Consider the following 16,785-nt stretch of genomic DNA (forward strand, 5'->3'; position numbering starts at 1 on the left):
CGGCCGGCATGACACTCGTACTTGGCTGCGTGCTTACCTGCGTACCTACTTGCTACCCACTTGGTGTGGCCATGCCACAAAGGACGATACGCGCGTAGACCAGCGTGACAAAAGAGGGGGACGGGGCTGCCGTTGGTCTAATCCTGCGAAATACTGGCCGAGCTGCGGCTTCGGCCGCCGGCGAAAGAAACTTTCAGGCAAGGAAAGCGGGAAAGGGCCCTGACGTGCACAACACCGGAGCCGACGGAATGACGGCGGACGGCGAACAAACTGGTGTGGACCACGTATTCCTGTCCCTGGAGCGCGAATTGGCGGTATTCCTCCGCCGGGCCCGAGCCTCCTCCGGGGAGCTGGCGCGCGAGGTCCACCCCGATCTGGAGCCGGCCGCCTACGGCCTGCTCTTCCGGCTGGCCGACGCCGGGGCTCAGCGCGCCACCGAACTCGCCGCCTTCTTCGGCGTCGGCAAGGCCACCATGAGCCGCCAGCTGCACGCCCTGGAAAAGCTCGGACTCGTCGCCCGCGAACCGGACCCCGCCGACGGCCGGGCGGTCCTGGTACGCATCACCGACGAGGGCCACGAGCGCTTCAACCGCGTCCGCACCGCCCGCCGCGCCCGCTACGCCCGCAACCTCGCCGCCTGGGACCGCGCCGAGGTCGCCGAGCTGGCCCGCCTCCTGCACCGCCTCAACGCGGAACAGGAAGGGGACGAGGGCTGACGCGGCGCCGCCGCGCCGGCCGGCGGCACGGCGCCGGGGCCCGTCGGCGCCGCCGCGCCACGGAAATTTGTCACGGCGCCACAAAAATCACCGACGCGTCGTCCCGCGCCTTCCCCCGCGGATACGCCGTCGCCTCCGGATCCGCCGCCTCCGCCGCCCGGACCCGGTCGATCAGCGCCTGTGGCCCCTGCCCCGCGACCAGCTCCGCGCACCGGTCCCAGGACCCCTCGCGGAAAACCTCCACCCAGCGGCCCGCGCCGTCACTCAGCGCGGTCAGCGAGCGGACCTCGGAGCGCGGGGTGCTGCCCGTCACCGCGCGCCCGGCCACCGCCGGATCCGCCGCCGCGGTGAAGAAGCCGCCCTCGGCGTTGCGCAGCGCCTCGACCGCCCGGCCGTACTCCCGGCCCGCGGCAGCGCGTTCGGCGGAGCCGCGGGGCAGTGCCCGTACGGCGTCCCGCCGGGCGCGGACGGCCGGGGGCAGTGCGTCCAGCCGGGAGTCCAGCACCGGATGTACCGATCCGTCCGGGTGCTCCAGAAGCAGCACGGAATCGGACAGCACCAGGTGCTCGACGGTGTCCCCGGACCACCGCGCGGCGACGACAGTTGCCTGCGGAGTGCGGACGTGAGAAAGGTCACAGGAGGCCCGATGGGCGTCGGCCGTCCGGGAGATGGCCGCGGCGAGCGCCTGCGTGAGCGTCATATCCCGGTGTGAACCAGACAGTTCGAGCATTGCGCCCCCCAGTCGCGCGGTGAACCACGGCACCGAATGGCGGCAGCCGTAGTCCCCCTCCGGCGGTGTCACCCCGTCCAGCAGCACCAGGACTCCGCCCTGCCCGTCGGCGGGCAGGGCGACCGATGCGTAGTCCTCGTTTGGGCGTTGGGGGTCGCCGGGCTCGGAGGCGAGTTCGATGCGCATACGGAAAAGTCTGCCGGAGCGGGCGGATCCGGCGTCGGCGCCGGGCGGCCACGGCGGTGCGGGCGTACGGGCAGGCCGGCGCCGTACCGAGGGCGGGGCCCGGGGTGCCGGGCGGGTGCGGGCGCGCATCCTTCCAGGACCGGGGCGCATCTCCAAACCTGTCTCGGGATTGCGCCGGGTTGCAGCCGCAACCGCCGACGCACGCAGGTTGATGGTCAAACTCCGATTGATGTTCACTCCTTCAGGTGGCCGGGCATGTGTTGCCGAGCCACTGCGCGGTGCCGGTGGAATGGTCGATGCCCGGATCATGGGGCGGGGCCATGACGTTCGTCGCGACGCGCAGAGCCGGGCTGTTTCTCCTTCGCGGAAGTGTGCGCTGCTGCGGTTTCGCACAGGTCTCCTCCGCGGGCGGAGAAATGAGCCGGGTCGGCGCCGCCACACGGCGTGCGTAGGCGAGACAGGAATGCGAGCAGCGGTGCGGATGAAGCGGCTTCGGGGCGGCGCAGGGAAGCCGGGTTCACCGGCCGGTTCGGTCTCGGGGCCGGGCACGGGCTCGGGACCGGGCACAGGCGCAGGGCCGGGCACGACGGCCGACGGTGCGGGCTCCACGGGACGGCGTCCCGCGCGGGTGCGCAACCGCCTTGTCGGGGCCGTGGCGGTGGTCGCCGCGGCCGTCCTGGGGGCCGGTGCCCCCGCCGTCGGCACCGCGGCCGACAACGCCCAGACCTCCCAGCAGCTGGTCGACCTCGCCGAGTTGAACGCGCGCGCCATCGCGCTCGCGCACTCCCTGGCCGACGAGCGTGACGCGATGACCGCGTATGTGGCGGCCGGACGCGGCACCCGCACCCTCGGCACGCCGGGCGCCACCGGCACCCGGGCCCGCGCCGCCGCCACCGGCACCCGGGCCGGCGCCGAGAGCGCGGAATCCGCCTCCCAGCGCGACCGGGTGGACCGGCAGATCAAGGAGCTGCGCCAGGAGGCCAACGACGCCTCCGGGGACACCAAGGTGTTCGCCGCCGCCGAAAAGCTCCTGGCCGGGCTCCAGCAGACCCGTCACGAGGCGCTGACCGGGCCCGGCACGCCGGAGGAGACCTACGCCGCCTACACCGAGGTCGTCCAGGCGCTCGGCGCGATCAGCGACGACATCGCCCGCGGACTGCCCGCCCGCGCGGACGCCGCGGACGCCGACACCCGTGCGCTGCCCGCCCTCGGCCGCGCCGCCGACCAGGCCGCCGGCACCCGCGGCCTGCTGCTCGCCGCACTGGGCGCGGGCGGCCCGCAGCCCCGGCTGACCGCCGCCGCCCAGGTGGCCCATCTGCGCGAACAGGGCGCCCTGGGCGACTTCGCGCAGGCCGCGAGCGACGGTGCCCGGGAGCACTACGACCGCACCGTGACCGGCGGCGACGTCACCACCGCCGAGCGCTATCTGACCCGCCTCACCGACCAGCCCCGCCTGGACGCCACCGATCTGCGGCTCAACCGCCGACGGGTGCAGTCCACGCTCACCGCCCGGGTCGGGCTGATCCGCGGCGTCGAGTCCGGGATGGCCACCGCCGACATCGAGCGCCTGAGCACCCTGCGCGACGACGATGTGACGGCGCTGGAGGTCCGTATCGGACTGGAGGGCCTGTGCCTGCTGCTGGCCGTCGGCGCCGGCATCTGGGCCGCCCGCACGATGACCCAGCCGCTGGCCGCGCTGCGCATCGGCGCCAAGCGGCTCGCCGAGGACCCCGGTCACGAGGAGCCCATCACCTACAAGGGCCGCGACGACGAATTCGCCGCCGCCGTACGGTCCGTCAACGCGCTGCACGCCCAGGTCAGCGAGCTGGCGCAGAAGAACGAGGAACTGGCGGGCGAACGCAAGCGGCTGGTCGGCGGCCGGCAGCGGCTGGTCGCCGAGCGCGAGGTGCTCCAGGACCAGGCCGCGGAACTCAAGCAGGAGATCGCCGACCTCAACGAGCGGCTGGCGGCGCTGCGCTCCGGCGTGCACGGGCGGTTCGTCAGCCTCTCGCTGCGCACCCTGGGCCTGGTGGAGCGCCAGCTCGCCGTCATCGAGTCGCTGGAGGAGAGCGAGCAGGACCCGGAGCGCCTCGACACCCTCTTCAAACTGGACCACTTCGCCGCGCGGATGCGCCGCAACAGTGAGAACCTCCTGGTCCTGGCGGGCGCCGAACAGCACGGCAACAGCCATCCGGGCGCGGTACCGCTGCTGGACGTGCTGCGCGCCGCCATCAGCGAGATCGAGCGGTACGAGCGGGTGCACATCCAGTCGCTGCCCCCGCACTCCCAGGTCGCCGGCTTCGCCGCGGACGACCTCAGCCATCTGGTCGCCGAACTCCTGGAGAACGCCACCGCGTTCTCGCCGCCCAACGCCCATGTCGAACTCTCCGGCTGGCTGCTGGAGAGCGGCGAGGTCATGCTCTCCGTCCAGGACGAGGGCATAGGGATGACCCCCGACCGCATGACGGAGCTCAACGAGCGGCTCGCCGACGTCGACGCGGCCTCGGCCTCCGAGACCATCGACGAGGCGCTGGGCCTCGGGCTCTATGTCGTGGTGCGGCTGGCCGCCCGGCACGGCGTACGGGTCCAGCTGCGCGACCAGAAGCAGGGCGGCGTCACCGCCGTCGTCGTCCTGCCCAAGTCGATCCTGCCCACCCGCCCGTCGCCGGCCGGTGCCACGCCGTCGACCGTGCCGCAGGACCTGGCGCACACCCCGAGCCTGCCCGGCTCGGTCGCCGAGGCGAACTCCAACGCCCTGCCGACGCGGGTGGCGCGGGCCGAGGCCCCGGTGCCCGCAGCGGATGCGGATGCGGAGAGCGGCGCGGCCGGGGCCGAGCCCGATGCGCTGGTGGCCGCCGCGGAGCGGGCCATCGAGGCGGCCGGGGCCGGCGCGGAAGGGGCCGGCGAGCACACCCGGCCCGCCGACGAGACGCCGCAGGCACCCACGGAGGCGACGGACGCGCCCGCCGCCGGCGACGACCCGTACGCCATCGGCCCGGACGCACACACCCGCGCCGACGGCGCCCCGGCCCCGGCCGCCGCGCCCGAGGCCGACGAGCCCTCCGCCGACGCGCCGTCCGCGGACAAGCCGTCCTCCGATGCGCCGCCCGCCACCGGAGCGGCGGCCGAAGCGGCGCCCGCCGAGGCGGCGGAAGCGGCGGCCGGACCGGACGCCGAAGAGACCCCCGCCGCATCTCCTCAGAAGCGGCGGACCGCCACCGGCCTGCCCAAGCGCACGCCCAAGGTCGTGGCACAGCAGTCGGCACCCGCCGCGCCGCGCAAGAGCGGCGCCGCCACGGCCGATGCGCTGCGGCGCCGGCTCGGCGGGTTCCAGCAGGGGGCGCGGGACGGCCGCCGCGAGGTCGAGGCCGAGATCGCGGAACGCACCGCGGAGCAGACCATTCCACAGACCGACACCGACGGAGCGGGGGCCCCGGGAGAGAGCCACGTTGTCGAGGAGGCACGCGAGTGAACGCGCAAGCGCCCGCTGGTTACGGACACGGGCTGAGCAGTCAGGCGAGAAATCTGCACTGGCTGCTGACCAATCTGGTCGATGAGGTCCCGGGCATCCGCTCGGTGGCGGTGGTCTCCTCCGACGGACTGCTGCTGCTGGCCTCCGACCCGGGGCTCGCGGACGAGGCACAGCCGGGAGCCGACGGCCCCCAGGGGTCCAGCGCGGACCTGGCCACGATCGTGTCCGGGCTCGGCAGCCTCACCGGCGGTGCGGCGAAGCTGATGGACGGCGGCGAGGTCAAGCAGACGATGGTCGCGATGGACGACGGCAGCCTGTTCGTCATGTCCGTCAGCGACGGCTCGCTGCTCGGCGCGTATGCCACCCCCGACTGCGATATGAGCGTCATCGCCTACCACATGGCGCTCTTCGTCGGCCGGGCCGGCCATGTCCTGACCCCCGAACTCCGCACCGAACTGCGTCAGTCGATGGAGAACGCCCAGTGAACGACCGTAGTGAGCGAGCCCTTCCGAGCCACATACCGGGCCGGCGCCAGGCCCGGCGAAGCGAGGTTCCGGCATGAGCGGCAACCCCAAACTCCCGAAACGCGGCGGGGACAGAAAACCCGCGCGGGTACGGCCGTACTCGCTCACCGGCGGCCGGACGCGGTTCGGCCACGTCCTGCTCGTCGAGACGTTCGTGGCGGCGATCGAGGCACCCGAGGAGCGGCGTGAGCTGACCTCCGGTGGGTGGGGCGACCGCGTGATGCCCGAGATGCGGGCGATCGTCGAGCTGTGCCGCCGGATGCGCTCCGTCGCGGAGATCTCCGCGCTGCTCAAGATGCCGCTGGGCGTGGTCCGCGTACTGCTCAGCGATCTCGCCGACCAGGGAAAGATCCGCGTCTACGGCACCGGGCACGGCACCGGCCGCCCGAACCGCGCGCTGCTGGAAAGGGTGCTCGGTGGACTTCACAAGCTCTGACACGACGTCGGCCGGGCCGATGACGAGCGGTGGTGCCGCGGGAGCGGCCGCCGACACGGGACTGCAGAGCTGGCAGACGGACCGCAGCCGGGCACCGATCGCCACCAAGATCGTGGTGGCGGGCGGCTTCGGCGTCGGCAAGACCACCTTCGTCGGCTCGGTCTCGGAGATCACCCCGCTGCAGACCGAGGCGGTGATGACGCAGGCCAGCGAGGACACCGACGATCTGACCGCCACCCCGGAGAAGACCACGACCACGGTCGCGATGGACTTCGGGCGGATCACCCTCGACCAGGACCTGGTGCTCTACCTGTTCGGCACGCCCGGACAGCAGCGCTTCTGGTTCATGTGGGACGACCTGGTGCGCGGCGCGATCGGCGCGGTCGTGATGGCCGACACCCGTCGGCTGGAGGACTGCTTCCCGGCGCTCGACTACTTCGAGAGCTGCGGCCTGCCGTATGTGGTGGCCGTCAACCACTTCGAGGGCACCCGGTCCTACGCCGTGGACGACGTCCGCGAGGCGCTGACCGTGCCCGAGCACATCCCCGTCGTGATCATGGACGCGCGGGAGCGGGCCACCGTGGTGACCGCGCTGCTGTCGCTGGTCGGCCATGCGATGGAGACCGCTCCCCAGTAGGCCGCCGCGCCCCCTCCCGAGACACCTCCCCTCAACAGCAGGAACAGAGAAGAGCACCGCCATGCGGAAGATACTCATCGTCGGAGCCGGCCAGTCCGGTCTCCAGCTCGCCCTTGGCCTCCAGGACAAGGGCTACGAGGTCACCCTCATGTCCAACCGCACCGCCGACGAGATCCGCTCCGGCCGGGTCATGTCGACGCAGTGCATGTTCGACACCGCCCTCCAGCACGAGCGCGACCTCCAGATCAACTTCTGGGAGAACCAGGCCCCGCGCATCGAGGGCCTCGGCGTCTCGGTCGCCGCCCCCGGCAGCCACGAGTCGCCCGAGGGCACGCAGCGCGCCATCGACTGGGTCGGCACGCTCGACGGCTACGCCCAGTCCGTCGACCAGCGGGTCAAGATGGCCGGCTGGATGGAGACCTTCGCGCAGCGCGGCGGCCAGCTCGTCATCCACGGCGCGGCCGTCTCCGACCTGGACTTCTTCGCGAGCCGCTACGACCTGACGCTGGTCTCGGCCGGCAAGGGCGAGCTGGTGTCCATGTTCGGCCGGGACGCCTCCCGTTCCCCCTACGACGCCCCGCAGCGCGCGCTGGCCGTCGCGTACGTCCAGGGCGTGGGCCCGCGCCCCGAGCACCCCGAGTTCGACGCGGTCCGCTGCAATCTCGTGCCCGGCGTCGGCGAGCTCTTCGTCATGCCGACGCTGACCACCTCCGGCCGCGCCGACATCCTCTTCTGGGAGGGCATCCCCGGCGGCCCGGTGGACGTCTTCGGCTCCGTCAAGGACCCGCAGGAGCACCTGGCCACCACGCTGGAACTGATGAAGACGTTCCTGCCCTGGGAGTACGCGCGCTGCACCAAGGCCGAGCTGACCGACGCCAACGGCACGCTGGCCGGCCGCTACGCCCCGACCGTCCGCAACCCGATCGGCAAGCTGCCGTCCGGCGGTCTGGTCCTCGGCGTCGCGGACGTGGTCGTCGCCAATGACCCGATCACCGGCCAGGGCTCCAACTCGGCCGCCAAGTGCGCCGCCTCCTACCTCGGCTCCATCGTCGAGCGCGGCGAGGAGCCCTTCGACGCCGACTGGATGCAGGCCACCTTCGACCGCTACTGGAACACCGTCCGGCACGTCACCAAGTGGACCAACGCGATGCTGGCCCCGCCGCCGGAGCACGTCCTGAACATCCTCGGCGCGGCCGGCCAGATCCAGCCGATCGCCGACCGGTTCGCCAACGGCTTCGACGACCCGTCCGACTTCGAGAACTTCTTCTACGACCCGGACAAGGCGAACGCCTACCTCGCCGCGTTCAGCGGCTGAACGGGCTCGGCGGCCGGGCCGGCATACCGGCTCGTGCCACTCCCGGCCGGCGGACTCCTCCAGACGGTCCGCCGGCCGGGCTCCTTGCCATCAGGCTTCCGCCGGCCGGTCGTCACGCCGCATGCCGTCGGTCGCCTGAGCCTCCAGCCGCCCCAGTTCCGTGAGCTGTTCGGGGGTGAGCGTGGCGAGCAGCGCCTCGACCTCCTTGAGCTTCCTCGCCGCCGTCTCCCGCTGATAGCGGGCCCGGTCGGTGAGCGCCTGCTGTTTGTCCAGCGCCGCATGGGCTCTGGCCGCCAGCGCGTCGGCCTTCCGCTCGCCGGTGGTGAACCGGGCCACCGCGGCCCGCTGGTCCCGCGCCGCCTCCCGGATCAGATGCCGGGTGTCCATGGCCTGCTGGGGATTCCTGGCCAGCAGCACCCGCAGATACGACGAGACCGGCGACACCGATGACTGGTACTGCAGCCGCGCCAGCCGCCCCGCGTCCGCTTTCCCGCCGGCCAGCTGGGCGCGGGCCCGTGCCAGCTGGGTGGTGAGGGTGTCGGACTGCTGCCGCACCGACCGGAGGTCGTCCTCCGTCTGCCGGTAGGCCCTGGCGGACTCCTCCGACTGGCGGTAGAGCGTCTGCAGCTTCTGGAGCAGGGCGACCGGGCTGCGTTCGGCGGAGCCGGGGGAGGGGCCGCCGGCGGGGCCGGTGTCCGACGGCTCGTCGGCGCCGCCGCCGGTACCGTCCGGCATTCCGTCCGGGCCGTCCGGGTCCCCGCCGTCGACGCCCTCGGTGACCCGCCCCAGCTCGCCCTCGCCGGTGTCCGGGATCCAGGTGTCGGCCGTGCCGGTGTCCGTGGTCCCGGTGGTCGCCGTCCCGGTGCCCTTGGTGCCGGGGGTCGGTTTGCCGTGGGGAGGCTTGGTGTCCCGGTGCCGGGTGTCCGGGGAGTGGTCGGCCCGGGGCGTGCTGTTCGACGGCTCGCTGTCCTCCCATCCCGCGGACCTCGACCCTCCGGGCGTCAACTCCGCGGGTACCGCGTGGGGCCCGGGATCGGCCAGGACCGACGACGGCAGCGTCAGCGCCACCACGCCGATGAGACCCAGGGTGCCGGCCCAGGGCAGAAGACGTCGGGACACCGATTCACCTCCGCCGGAAGCTCCGAGTCGCCCGTGTGTCCGGGCGATTGGGATGCTGTCACGACAGTCGTACATTTCGGATGAACGGGCGTCGGTGGGGCGCCCGGACCACCCGATCAGTCGCGGGAGCGGGCGCGCCGGAAGAGACGCCGGAGCGTGCCGCCGCCCTGCGCCGTCCCCTCCGGGTCGTACACGTACTTCCAGCCGCTCGGCAGCCCCAGCCGTCCCACCCGCCCCGGGGCCCGCCGGTAGACATGGACCGTCGGCGGCCGCCCGTCGTCGTTCGGCACCGGGATCTCATAGCTCTTCGGCGGCTGGCCGGTCGCGCCGACCAGCACGGGCAGGACCCGGCCGTCCAGCGGACCGCCGACGAACGGGGTGTTCTCGCTTCTCACCGTTCCACCGTACGGCGGCGTCGGCATCCGCCGCAGCCCGCCACCGGCGAGACGTCGCGGCAGGTCACAGAAGGTGCGCGGCGTCGCCGACGACGGGCAGGACGCGGCGGGCCAGATCGCCGGCCGGCCCCTCGGCGGTCTCCAGCGCCAGCGCCGCCCGGGTCACCCGCGCGGTCTGCTCGTCCCGGGCCGCGGTCGCGGTCAGCAGCGCCACGAAATGATCGACGAGCCAGTCGCGCAGCTCGTCCAGGCCGGGCCGCTTGTCCTCGTCCAGCCAGATCAGCGAGGCGGCCTCGACGGCGGTGATCCACATCCGGACCGTCATCCGCAGCCGCAGTCCCGGCTCGGGCTCGCCCAGATGCCGCAGGATCTGGTCGGCGGCGGCGCGCCGCACCTCATCCACGATCGCGCTGGTCCGGGAGGTCTCCACGACGCTGCCGCCCTGCAGCAGCGCGCTGAACCCGGCGTCGTGCTCGTCGACGAACGCCAGATACCGGTCCAGCGCACGCGACAGCCGCTGGGTGAGCGGGCCGGTCTCCGGTTCGGCGAAGCAGCGTTCCAGGATGTCGGCGGCGCTGCGCAGCGCCGCCTCGTACAACTGCTGCTTGCCGCCCGGGAAGTAGCGGTAGACCAGCGGCCGCGAGACCTCGGCGGCGGTCGCCACATCGTCCAGCGAGACGTCCTCGGGCGCGCGCTGCGCGAACAGGCCCAGCGCGGCGGCGAGCAGTTGAGAGCGGCGCTGCTCGACGCTCAGCCTGCGGTAGGCGGGTCGGGGTACTGCTGGGGCGGTGCCGCTGCCGTTCATGAGCAGCAGCGTAACCGCCCCGGAATTCGCCTCGTACACCTGCTCGTACCGGAGGTGTCCCGCGCGGTCGGCTTCAGGCCAGCAGCCCGGAGCTGCGCCACAACCGGCGTCCCAGGCCCCGCATGACGCCGATCTCGTCGAGGAAATCGGTCAGCCGCTGGGCGCCGGACTGCATCACCTCGCGGCGGTGGCCGCTCGCCTTGACCTGGGCGAGGGCCGCGCGCCGGTCCAGGCCGACGTTGGTGTAGACCTCGGGGTTGATGAAGGCGAGGGAGAAGACCCGGGCCGCCTCGCCGCAGCTGATGCGGGTCAACTCCCGTTCCCAGCGCGGCGCGGTGACCATCTGGCGGCGCAGCTCCTCGCGGGCGTAGCGGACGTGCCGGGCCTCCTCGACGACGTGGATGCGGGTCACCCCGCGCACGATGGTCTGCACCCGCTCGTCGGGGAACGTCAGCCGCTGCATCCAGTCCAGGATCTCCTCGCCGAGCAGGGTGCAGGCGAAGGAGCCGGGGGTGGTGGACACCGTCTTGAGGATCCGGGCGAGGTTGTGGTTGAGGCGGGAGACCGGGTACGTGGGCGCCCCGCCGTGCTGGATCATCCGCGCGAACATCTTGGAGTGCCGGCACTCGTCGGCGATCTCGGTGAGCGCGTAGCGGACGTGCGCGCTGGTCACCGGCTTGTCGTAGATGTGCCGGACGAGCAGCTGCATCAGGATGATCTCGAACCAGATGCCCAGCGAGGCGAGCGAGGCGGCCTCGTGCCGGGAGAGGTCCTGCTGCTGCTCCAGCGACATCTTCTTCCACATCGGGGTGTCGTAGAGCGAGACCAGCTCCGGCGGCCAGAACCACTTGCCGTCCTCGAGGGGCGCGTCCCAGTCGAGTTCGGTGTCGGGGTCGAAGGAGTGCTTGGCGGAGGAGTCGAGCAGGCGCTCGGCGACCTGTTCCCGGTCCTTGAGCAGCCCGAGGGCGTCCCGCAGGACTTCGGTGTCCGTCACGGTCATTGCGGTTGGCGCGCTCGTCATTGCGTGGCTACCTCACTCACGGGGTTACCGGCGGTCACGTGGCATCGCCTCTTATGAGACTGCGCGTCAGCAAGCCCGTCAATCCCTCGCGCACGACTTATTGACCCGCCGGTAAGAAACGTGTGAGCCTGCCAACGACTGCCCGTGGTGGGGCGTTTGATAAGCGTGTGGTGAGCGCTTCGGTGAGCGTTCCCGCGGGCGCCCCGGCGAGACGGTGACGAGTGCTGTGGTGCGTGTGCGGTGAATTCGGTGAGCTGAGGAGGCGTCGGTGTCGAGCCGCGATCTTTACGTACAGGACCCTGGCGACCCCCTGTGGACGGTGCCCGCCTCCGGCGCGGCCCGCTTCAGCTGGGAGTACGACGACGGCCGCGAACGGCTGCTGGCCCTCTACCAGAAGGGCAAGGACAAGCAGTGGGACGCCAATCTGCGCATCGACTGGGACCTGGAGGTCGACCCCAAGGACCCGCTCGGCACCCCCGATGAATCCATGTCCCTCTACGGCACCAAGTACTGGGACAAGATGACGGAGAAGGACCGCGGCGATCTCCGCCAGCACTACACCTCCTGGCAGTTCAGCCAGTTCCTGCACGGCGAGCAGGGCGCGATGGTGTGCGCCGCGCGGATCGTGGAATCCGTCCCGGACCTCGACGCGAAGTTCTACTCCGCCACCCAGACCATGGACGAGGCCCGGCACGCCGAGATCTACAGCCGCTTCCTCAAAGAGAAGATCGGGATGCTCTACCCGGTCAACGACAACCTCCAGGCGCTGCTCGCCGACACCCTCAAGGACTCCCGCTGGGACATGCCCTACCTGGGCATGCAGGTGCTGATCGAGGGCCTGGCGCTGGCCGCCTTCGGCATGATCCGCGACACCACCACCAAGCCGCTGCCCAAGCAGATCCTCGCCTATGTCATGCAGGACGAGGCGCGCCATGTCGCCTTCGGCCGGATGGCGCTGCGCGACTACTACAAGCAGCTCACCGACGCCGAACTACGCGAGCGCGAGGACTTCGTCATCGAGGGCTGCTACCTGATGCGGGACCGGCTGCGTGGTCTGGAGGTGCTGGAGAACTTCGGCATCCCCAAGCAGGAGGCCGCGGAGTTCACCGAGCGCTCCGAATTCCTGCACCTCTTCCGCAAGCTGCTCTTCAGCCGCATCGTGCCGTGTGTGAAGGACATCGGCCTGTGGGGCGAACGCCTCCAGCGCGCCTACGTGGACATGGGCGTCTTCGAGATGGGCGACTCCAACCTCGACCTGCTGATGGCCCAGGACGAGGAGCTGGCCGAGAAGCTGGACGCGGAACGCTTCGCCGCCGAGGAAGCGGCCCGTACGGCCGAGGTGGCCGACGCGATCGCGCAGGGCGCGGAGGGGTGACGGGGGCGGGGGCAGGTGAGCGGGGCGGGGGCGGCGCTGTGCGGCCCCCGCCTCAGTTCAGGCGCCGGAACACCTCCGTGCAGACGATCCAGCACACCAGTACTGCCGCCAGCGCCACGTACAGCCGGCGGTTCTTGTTCTGCCGCCAGCTCCGGACCATGACGAACATTCCCGCGTAGGAACCGAGCAGATTCAGCACCGGGAGCCAGAGCAGTCCCGGATTCCTCGTTCCCACGTAGAGGAAAGCCCACGGGGCCACCGCACCGATGACGAGCAGCCAATTCCGGTGCGTGAGGTACTCGCTGCGGGTGGGCCCGTCCCGTGGAATGGGGTCTCCCATATCGGGGAGTTCCGGCGTACTCATGCTGTTCCTCCGTGGATCGACGGCAATCGGAACGTGTCCGACGGCGGTGAAAGCTGTCGGGCGGCGGCCGACCCGGTCCGCCCCGCGCGGCTATGCTGCCCGGTTGTCGTATGCGGAACCGGGAACGGGGAAGCCGTTGATGGTGCTGTAGGTTTCCGAGAGCGTGGCATTGACCACACCTGCCGCGGCGTTCGCGATTTTCATTGCACTGCCCAGCCGCGAGGTCGCCTCCCCCCACCGCTTCATCACCTTGACTATCTGCAGCGCGGACATTGCGTAGAAGGGTGCCGCGGCGGCGGCACCGACGCCGGTGGCCAGCGCCGCATCGCCGGCAATGAAGTTGAGCATCGCCTTGACGCCCAGATCGAGGACGTCCACGATCATGCCCTTGTAGAACTCCGCGAAGGAATAAACGGCGGCGGAGATCTGGGAGTAGTTCTCCTTGAGGGAGTTGAAGGTCTCCTCGAGAACGAGGAGCTTGCTGCCGGCTTCATCGAAGTAGGCGTAGGCGGCGTCCGCGGAGTTGCCCTGCCAGGTCGCGTCGAGTTCGAGGTTCCCGGCTTTGATGTTCCGGGAGATCGACGCCGAGCAGGCGGCCAGGGATCCCCAGACGTCGGAGCAGTTCTGGAACGACTCCCAGTCCCCGGCCATCGAACTGACGAAGTCTCCGAGCGGGTCCCACCCGGTCATCATCTTGATGAATTCGAGAACGGTGGCGGATGGACTGGCGAAGTCGAGGATCGTGCCCACGGTCTTCTCGACCGGGTGTACCTGGAACTCGCCCGCCCAGTCGGCTACGTAGCTGTCCCCGCCGCCGGGGGCCTTCAGCTGCGCGCCGGCGTCCTCCTTGTCCGCGAAACTTGAGGACGTCCCCTTCGCCTCCCGGAGGTCGCCCTTGCGGTCCACCTTGCTCTGCGGATAGGTGGCATCGATCTTCTGGGCCTGCTCCGCATCGGTTTCCCGGTAGTACTTGGCGGACTTGGTGAGTTCGTGCGAAGAGGCGTCGAGGATGCGCTGGAAACCGTTGAGGCATTTCTTTGCGTCTTGCAGGTTCTGATCATGAGGTACGAAGACGGTCTGCCAGAGATCTCCGGGCATGTCCTCGACGGTGGCGTTCTTCTGCATGAAATCAACGCCGGCCTGGAGGTCATCGCCGGCGCGCGACACCAGCTTTGCGTAGCCGTCCAGGTCCGCAGCCTCTACCGCGAAACTCACGCTCTCCCCGTTTCCTCAGGTCTTGTCATGAATGCAGGTCTTGTCATGCATGAAAGCCGCCGGCGTCAGTACAGTGACCAGCCCTTTCCGGTGTGCGCGCCCCCGGACTTCGCATTCTTTTCCTGCGCCGCGCGGCGCTCTTCCGCTATTTCGCGCCGGTACTCTTCGAGGGCCTGCTCGCCTTCGACGGCGCGGGCCTCGCGCTCGGCTTCGGACATTGCGTCCCATTGCTCCCGAAAGGGCTGGACCTTCTCGATGAGGGCGTCGGTGTAACCGGAGGTCTGTGTCGCCTGGCGCAGACCGGCGCGGCCGGAGAGCACCTCCTGGGCCATCTCCGTCAACGCGTCCCCCGCCCCGCCCTTGGAAATCTGCTCAAGGGACTTGCGCAGCGCCCGCGCTTCCGCCGGATCCCTGGCGATGTCCATGAATTCCGACTCGTCAACCTGCTTCTGCGGTTCGCTGGGCATGAATCCCCCTAGGCGCGTTAAATTCCCGTTAAGGGTACAGCAAAAAGATGATGTGCGGCCGGCGTCCGTGGGGATTGCCGCGTAATTCGGGATTGTCGAGAAGTAAAGACAACGTAAAGGTTTATTAATGTACTGCTCGGCGGCTATATGCGAATAATGCTCGGCTCCAGCGGGAAATCCGTTCCGGCGCGGACGGCCCGCATGGCAGGATCCCCGTCATGGATGCACGACGACGGGCCGCGGCGCGCGCGAGCATGGAGGGGTTGGCGTTCGGTGATGCCTTCGGGGAGCGGTTCTTCCGGATCTTCCGGCCGGTGGACGAGTCCCGGTCGTTGATCGCGGCCCGTCGGATCCCGCCCGACCCCCACTGGAACTGGACGGACGACACCGCCATGGCGGCGGATCTCCTCGCCGTCCTGGAGGCGCACGGCGAGGTGGCGGCGCGGCCGCTGGCAGAGCGGTTCGCCGCCACCTATCAGGCCGATTCCGGGCGCGGTTACGGCTCGGGGATGCACGCCCTGCTGTCCCGCGTCGCCGCGACGCCCGACGCGTGGGAGTCGCTGGCCTCCGCCCTCTTCGGCGGCGAGGGCAGCCTCGGCAACGGCGCGGCCATGCGGGTCGCCCCGCTCGGCGCCTGGTTCCACGACGACCTCGACCGCACCGCCGCACAGGCCGCCGCGTCCGCCCGCGTCACCCACGCCCACCCCGAGGGCATCGCGGGCGCGGTGGCGGTGGCCGTCGCGGCGGCCCTCTCGGCGCGTGGCGAGGCGCCGGCACTCGCCACCGTCGCCGACCGTACCCCCGACGGCCCGGTGCGCCAGGGCCTGTTGCGCGCGGCCGCGCTCCCGCCGAAGACCGATCCCGCAGCCGCCGCGGAAACCCTCGGCAGCGGCCGCCGCATCCGCGCCGACGACACCGTCCCCTTCGCCCTCTGGTGCGCCGCCCGGCACCCCGACGACCTGGAATCCGCCCTCTGGACCACCGCCGCCGGCCTCGGCGACGTGGACACCACCTGCGCCATCGTGGGCGGGGTGGTGGCGGCGCGTACGGGAACGGGCGCGCTGCCGAAGGAGTGGGCGCGGCGCCGCGAACCGCTGCCGCACCGCGCCGGTTAGCGCCTGCCCGACCGCGCCATCCAGCGTCCCTCGTGCCGGGACACCTCGATCGGCCGCCCGAAGCACGCCGTCATCCGCTCCCCGGTCAGCACCTCGGCCACCGGCCCGCGCGCCTGCACGCGCCCGTCGCGCAGCAGCAGGGCGTGGCCGATGGCCGGGGAGAGCTCCTCCAGGTGATGCGTCACCGTCACGGTCGCCAACTCCGGTCGCTCCGTGGCCAGTTGGTGCAGTGCATCGATCAGGTCCTCGCGGGAGGGCAGGTCCAGCGCATTGAACGGCTCGTCGAGCAGGAGCAGCGAGGGATCGGACATCAGCGCGCGGGCGATCAGGATCCGGGCCCGCTGGCCCCCCGAACACACCCCGTACGGACGGTCGGCGAGTTCCTTGCAGTCCAGCTCGGCGAGCAGCTCATGGGCGCGCTCGCGGGTGGCCGCGTCGTACTTGCGCCACAGCGGCTGCACGGTGCCGGTGGCGCCGGTGAGCACGACGGTGTGCCCGGTGGCGTCCTGTGGCACCTTCTGGGCGCTGGAGACCAGGCCGATGACGGCGCGCAGCTCGCGGACGTCCACCTTGCCGAGGCGGTGCCCGAGCACCTCGACCGTCCCGACGGTGGGGAACATCAGCGCCCCGACGAGCCGCAGGACGGTCGTCTTGCCCGCGCCGTTCGCGCCGAGCAGCGCCCAGTGCTCACCGGAGCGTACGGACCAGTCGATGGCGTCGAGGATGACCTGGTCGGTGGTGTGGCGGCGGACGCCGACGCCGTTCAGCGCGGCGATCACACGGGCGGCTCGCGGGTCCGAGGACGAGTCCGGGGACGGGGCCGATGACGGGGCCGATGACGGGTCCGAAGGCTGCGGGAGAGTCATCGCCGCAGAGTAGCTGTGCCTGCCATC

The 16,785-nt window shown here is 71.2% G+C and carries 17 protein-coding genes; 8 read left to right on the forward strand and 9 right to left on the reverse strand.

What is annotated here, in order from left to right; genetic code table 11:
- Positions 1-248: 248 nt before the first annotated feature.
- On the forward strand, positions 249-716 hold the full coding sequence (locus AC5677_RS26360) for a MarR family winged helix-turn-helix transcriptional regulator (protein ID WP_497196765.1): 468 nt from the start codon (positions 249-251) through the stop codon (positions 714-716).
- A gap of 70 nt (positions 717-786) precedes the next feature.
- Here the strand turns inward: AC5677_RS26360 and AC5677_RS26365 are convergent, their stop codons facing one another.
- Positions 787-1,632: a protein phosphatase 2C domain-containing protein gene (locus AC5677_RS26365; protein ID WP_497190400.1), complete on the reverse strand. Its 846-nt coding sequence runs from the start codon at positions 1,630-1,632 to the stop codon at positions 787-789.
- Between the two features lie 628 nt (positions 1,633-2,260).
- On the opposite strand from AC5677_RS26365, the gene AC5677_RS26370 reads away from it, so the two are divergent.
- From AC5677_RS26370 to AC5677_RS26390, 5 genes are all read left to right on the forward strand, one after another.
- Positions 2,261-5,104 (forward strand): sensor histidine kinase, encoded by a 2,844-nt coding sequence (locus AC5677_RS26370; RefSeq protein ID WP_497190401.1) that lies wholly within the window; start codon positions 2,261-2,263, stop codon positions 5,102-5,104.
- Positions 5,101-5,589 (forward strand): roadblock/LC7 domain-containing protein, encoded by a 489-nt coding sequence (locus tag AC5677_RS26375; RefSeq protein ID WP_497190402.1) that lies wholly within the window; start codon positions 5,101-5,103, stop codon positions 5,587-5,589. Before AC5677_RS26370 ends, AC5677_RS26375 begins: the two co-directional genes overlap by 4 nt.
- A gap of 73 nt (positions 5,590-5,662) precedes the next feature.
- A complete protein-coding gene (locus tag AC5677_RS26380) occupies positions 5,663-6,064 on the forward strand; it encodes a DUF742 domain-containing protein (protein WP_497190403.1) in 402 nt (133 codons plus the stop codon).
- 19 nt (positions 6,065-6,083) lie between these two features.
- Positions 6,084-6,701, forward strand: a complete 618-nt coding sequence (locus tag AC5677_RS26385; protein WP_497196766.1) for a GTP-binding protein — start codon at positions 6,084-6,086, stop codon at positions 6,699-6,701.
- 61 nt (positions 6,702-6,762) lie between these two features.
- Positions 6,763-8,016: a styrene monooxygenase/indole monooxygenase family protein gene (locus AC5677_RS26390; protein ID WP_497190404.1), complete on the forward strand. Its 1,254-nt coding sequence runs from the start codon at positions 6,763-6,765 to the stop codon at positions 8,014-8,016.
- 90 nt (positions 8,017-8,106) lie between these two features.
- Here the strand turns inward: AC5677_RS26390 and AC5677_RS26395 are convergent, their stop codons facing one another.
- The 4 genes from AC5677_RS26395 to AC5677_RS26410 all read right to left on the reverse strand — a co-directional run bounded on the left by AC5677_RS26395 (position 8,107) and on the right by AC5677_RS26410 (position 11,356).
- Complete coding sequence (locus tag AC5677_RS26395) at positions 8,107-9,135, reverse strand: coiled-coil domain-containing protein (protein WP_497190405.1); 1,029 nt, start codon at positions 9,133-9,135, stop codon at positions 8,107-8,109.
- Positions 9,136-9,251: 116 nt separating this feature from the next.
- Positions 9,252-9,530 carry a DUF8847 domain-containing protein gene (locus AC5677_RS26400; RefSeq protein WP_497190406.1) on the reverse strand — a complete coding sequence of 93 codons (279 nt, stop codon included), beginning with the start codon at positions 9,528-9,530 and terminating at the stop codon, positions 9,252-9,254.
- A gap of 64 nt (positions 9,531-9,594) precedes the next feature.
- Positions 9,595-10,335: a TetR/AcrR family transcriptional regulator gene (locus AC5677_RS26405; RefSeq protein ID WP_497190407.1), complete on the reverse strand. Its 741-nt coding sequence runs from the start codon at positions 10,333-10,335 to the stop codon at positions 9,595-9,597.
- Positions 10,336-10,408: 73 nt separating this feature from the next.
- Positions 10,409-11,356 carry an AurF N-oxygenase family protein gene (locus AC5677_RS26410; protein ID WP_497190408.1) on the reverse strand — a complete coding sequence of 316 codons (948 nt, stop codon included), beginning with the start codon at positions 11,354-11,356 and terminating at the stop codon, positions 10,409-10,411.
- Positions 11,357-11,624: 268 nt separating this feature from the next.
- On the opposite strand from AC5677_RS26410, the gene AC5677_RS26415 reads away from it, so the two are divergent.
- Positions 11,625-12,731 (forward strand): ferritin-like domain-containing protein, encoded by a 1,107-nt coding sequence (locus AC5677_RS26415; RefSeq protein WP_497190409.1) that lies wholly within the window; start codon positions 11,625-11,627, stop codon positions 12,729-12,731.
- Positions 12,732-12,783: 52 nt separating this feature from the next.
- Here AC5677_RS26415 and AC5677_RS26420 read toward each other — a convergent pair whose 3' ends face one another.
- From AC5677_RS26420 to AC5677_RS26430, 3 genes are all read right to left on the reverse strand, one after another.
- The gene (locus AC5677_RS26420; RefSeq protein ID WP_497190410.1) at positions 12,784-13,095 is read right to left on the reverse strand and encodes a hypothetical protein; all 312 of its coding nucleotides are present in this window, start codon (positions 13,093-13,095) and stop codon (positions 12,784-12,786) included.
- A gap of 90 nt (positions 13,096-13,185) precedes the next feature.
- On the reverse strand, positions 13,186-14,310 hold the full coding sequence (locus tag AC5677_RS26425) for a hypothetical protein (protein WP_497190411.1): 1,125 nt from the start codon (positions 14,308-14,310) through the stop codon (positions 13,186-13,188).
- A 65-nt stretch (positions 14,311-14,375) separates the two neighbouring features.
- A complete protein-coding gene (locus AC5677_RS26430; protein WP_497190412.1) occupies positions 14,376-14,777 on the reverse strand; it encodes a hypothetical protein in 402 nt (133 codons plus the stop codon).
- 218 nt (positions 14,778-14,995) lie between these two features.
- Here AC5677_RS26430 and AC5677_RS26435 point away from each other — a divergent pair, with 218 nt between their 5' ends.
- A complete protein-coding gene (locus AC5677_RS26435; protein ID WP_497190413.1) occupies positions 14,996-15,892 on the forward strand; it encodes an ADP-ribosylglycohydrolase family protein in 897 nt (298 codons plus the stop codon).
- Here the strand turns inward: AC5677_RS26435 and AC5677_RS26440 are convergent.
- A complete protein-coding gene (locus AC5677_RS26440; RefSeq protein WP_497190414.1) occupies positions 15,889-16,758 on the reverse strand; it encodes an ABC transporter ATP-binding protein in 870 nt (289 codons plus the stop codon). The two genes, AC5677_RS26435 and AC5677_RS26440, sit on opposite strands and share 4 nt — an antisense overlap.
- Between the last annotated feature and the right edge of the window lie 27 nt (positions 16,759-16,785).

Source organism: Streptomyces sp. JLSY215, from assembly GCF_059682825.1.

Coding starts and splice junctions, on each gene's coding strand:
- AC5677_RS26360 (WP_497196765.1), top strand. CDS start 249: ATGACGGCGGACGGCGAACAAACTGGTGTGGACCACGTATTCCTGTCC.
- AC5677_RS26365 (WP_497190400.1), bottom strand. CDS start 1,632: ATGCGCATCGAACTCGCCTCCGAGCCCGGCGACCCCCAACGCCCAAAC.
- AC5677_RS26380 (WP_497190403.1), top strand. CDS start 5,663: ATGAGCGGCAACCCCAAACTCCCGAAACGCGGCGGGGACAGAAAACCC.
- AC5677_RS26385 (WP_497196766.1), top strand. CDS start 6,084: ATGACGAGCGGTGGTGCCGCGGGAGCGGCCGCCGACACGGGACTGCAG.
- AC5677_RS26390 (WP_497190404.1), top strand. CDS start 6,763: ATGCGGAAGATACTCATCGTCGGAGCCGGCCAGTCCGGTCTCCAGCTC.
- AC5677_RS26405 (WP_497190407.1), bottom strand. CDS start 10,335: ATGAACGGCAGCGGCACCGCCCCAGCAGTACCCCGACCCGCCTACCGC.
- AC5677_RS26410 (WP_497190408.1), bottom strand. CDS start 11,356: ATGACGAGCGCGCCAACCGCAATGACCGTGACGGACACCGAAGTCCTG.
- AC5677_RS26420 (WP_497190410.1), bottom strand. CDS start 13,095: ATGAGTACGCCGGAACTCCCCGATATGGGAGACCCCATTCCACGGGAC.
- AC5677_RS26430 (WP_497190412.1), bottom strand. CDS start 14,777: ATGCCCAGCGAACCGCAGAAGCAGGTTGACGAGTCGGAATTCATGGAC.
- AC5677_RS26435 (WP_497190413.1), top strand. CDS start 14,996: ATGGATGCACGACGACGGGCCGCGGCGCGCGCGAGCATGGAGGGGTTG.
- AC5677_RS26440 (WP_497190414.1), bottom strand. CDS start 16,758: ATGACTCTCCCGCAGCCTTCGGACCCGTCATCGGCCCCGTCATCGGCC.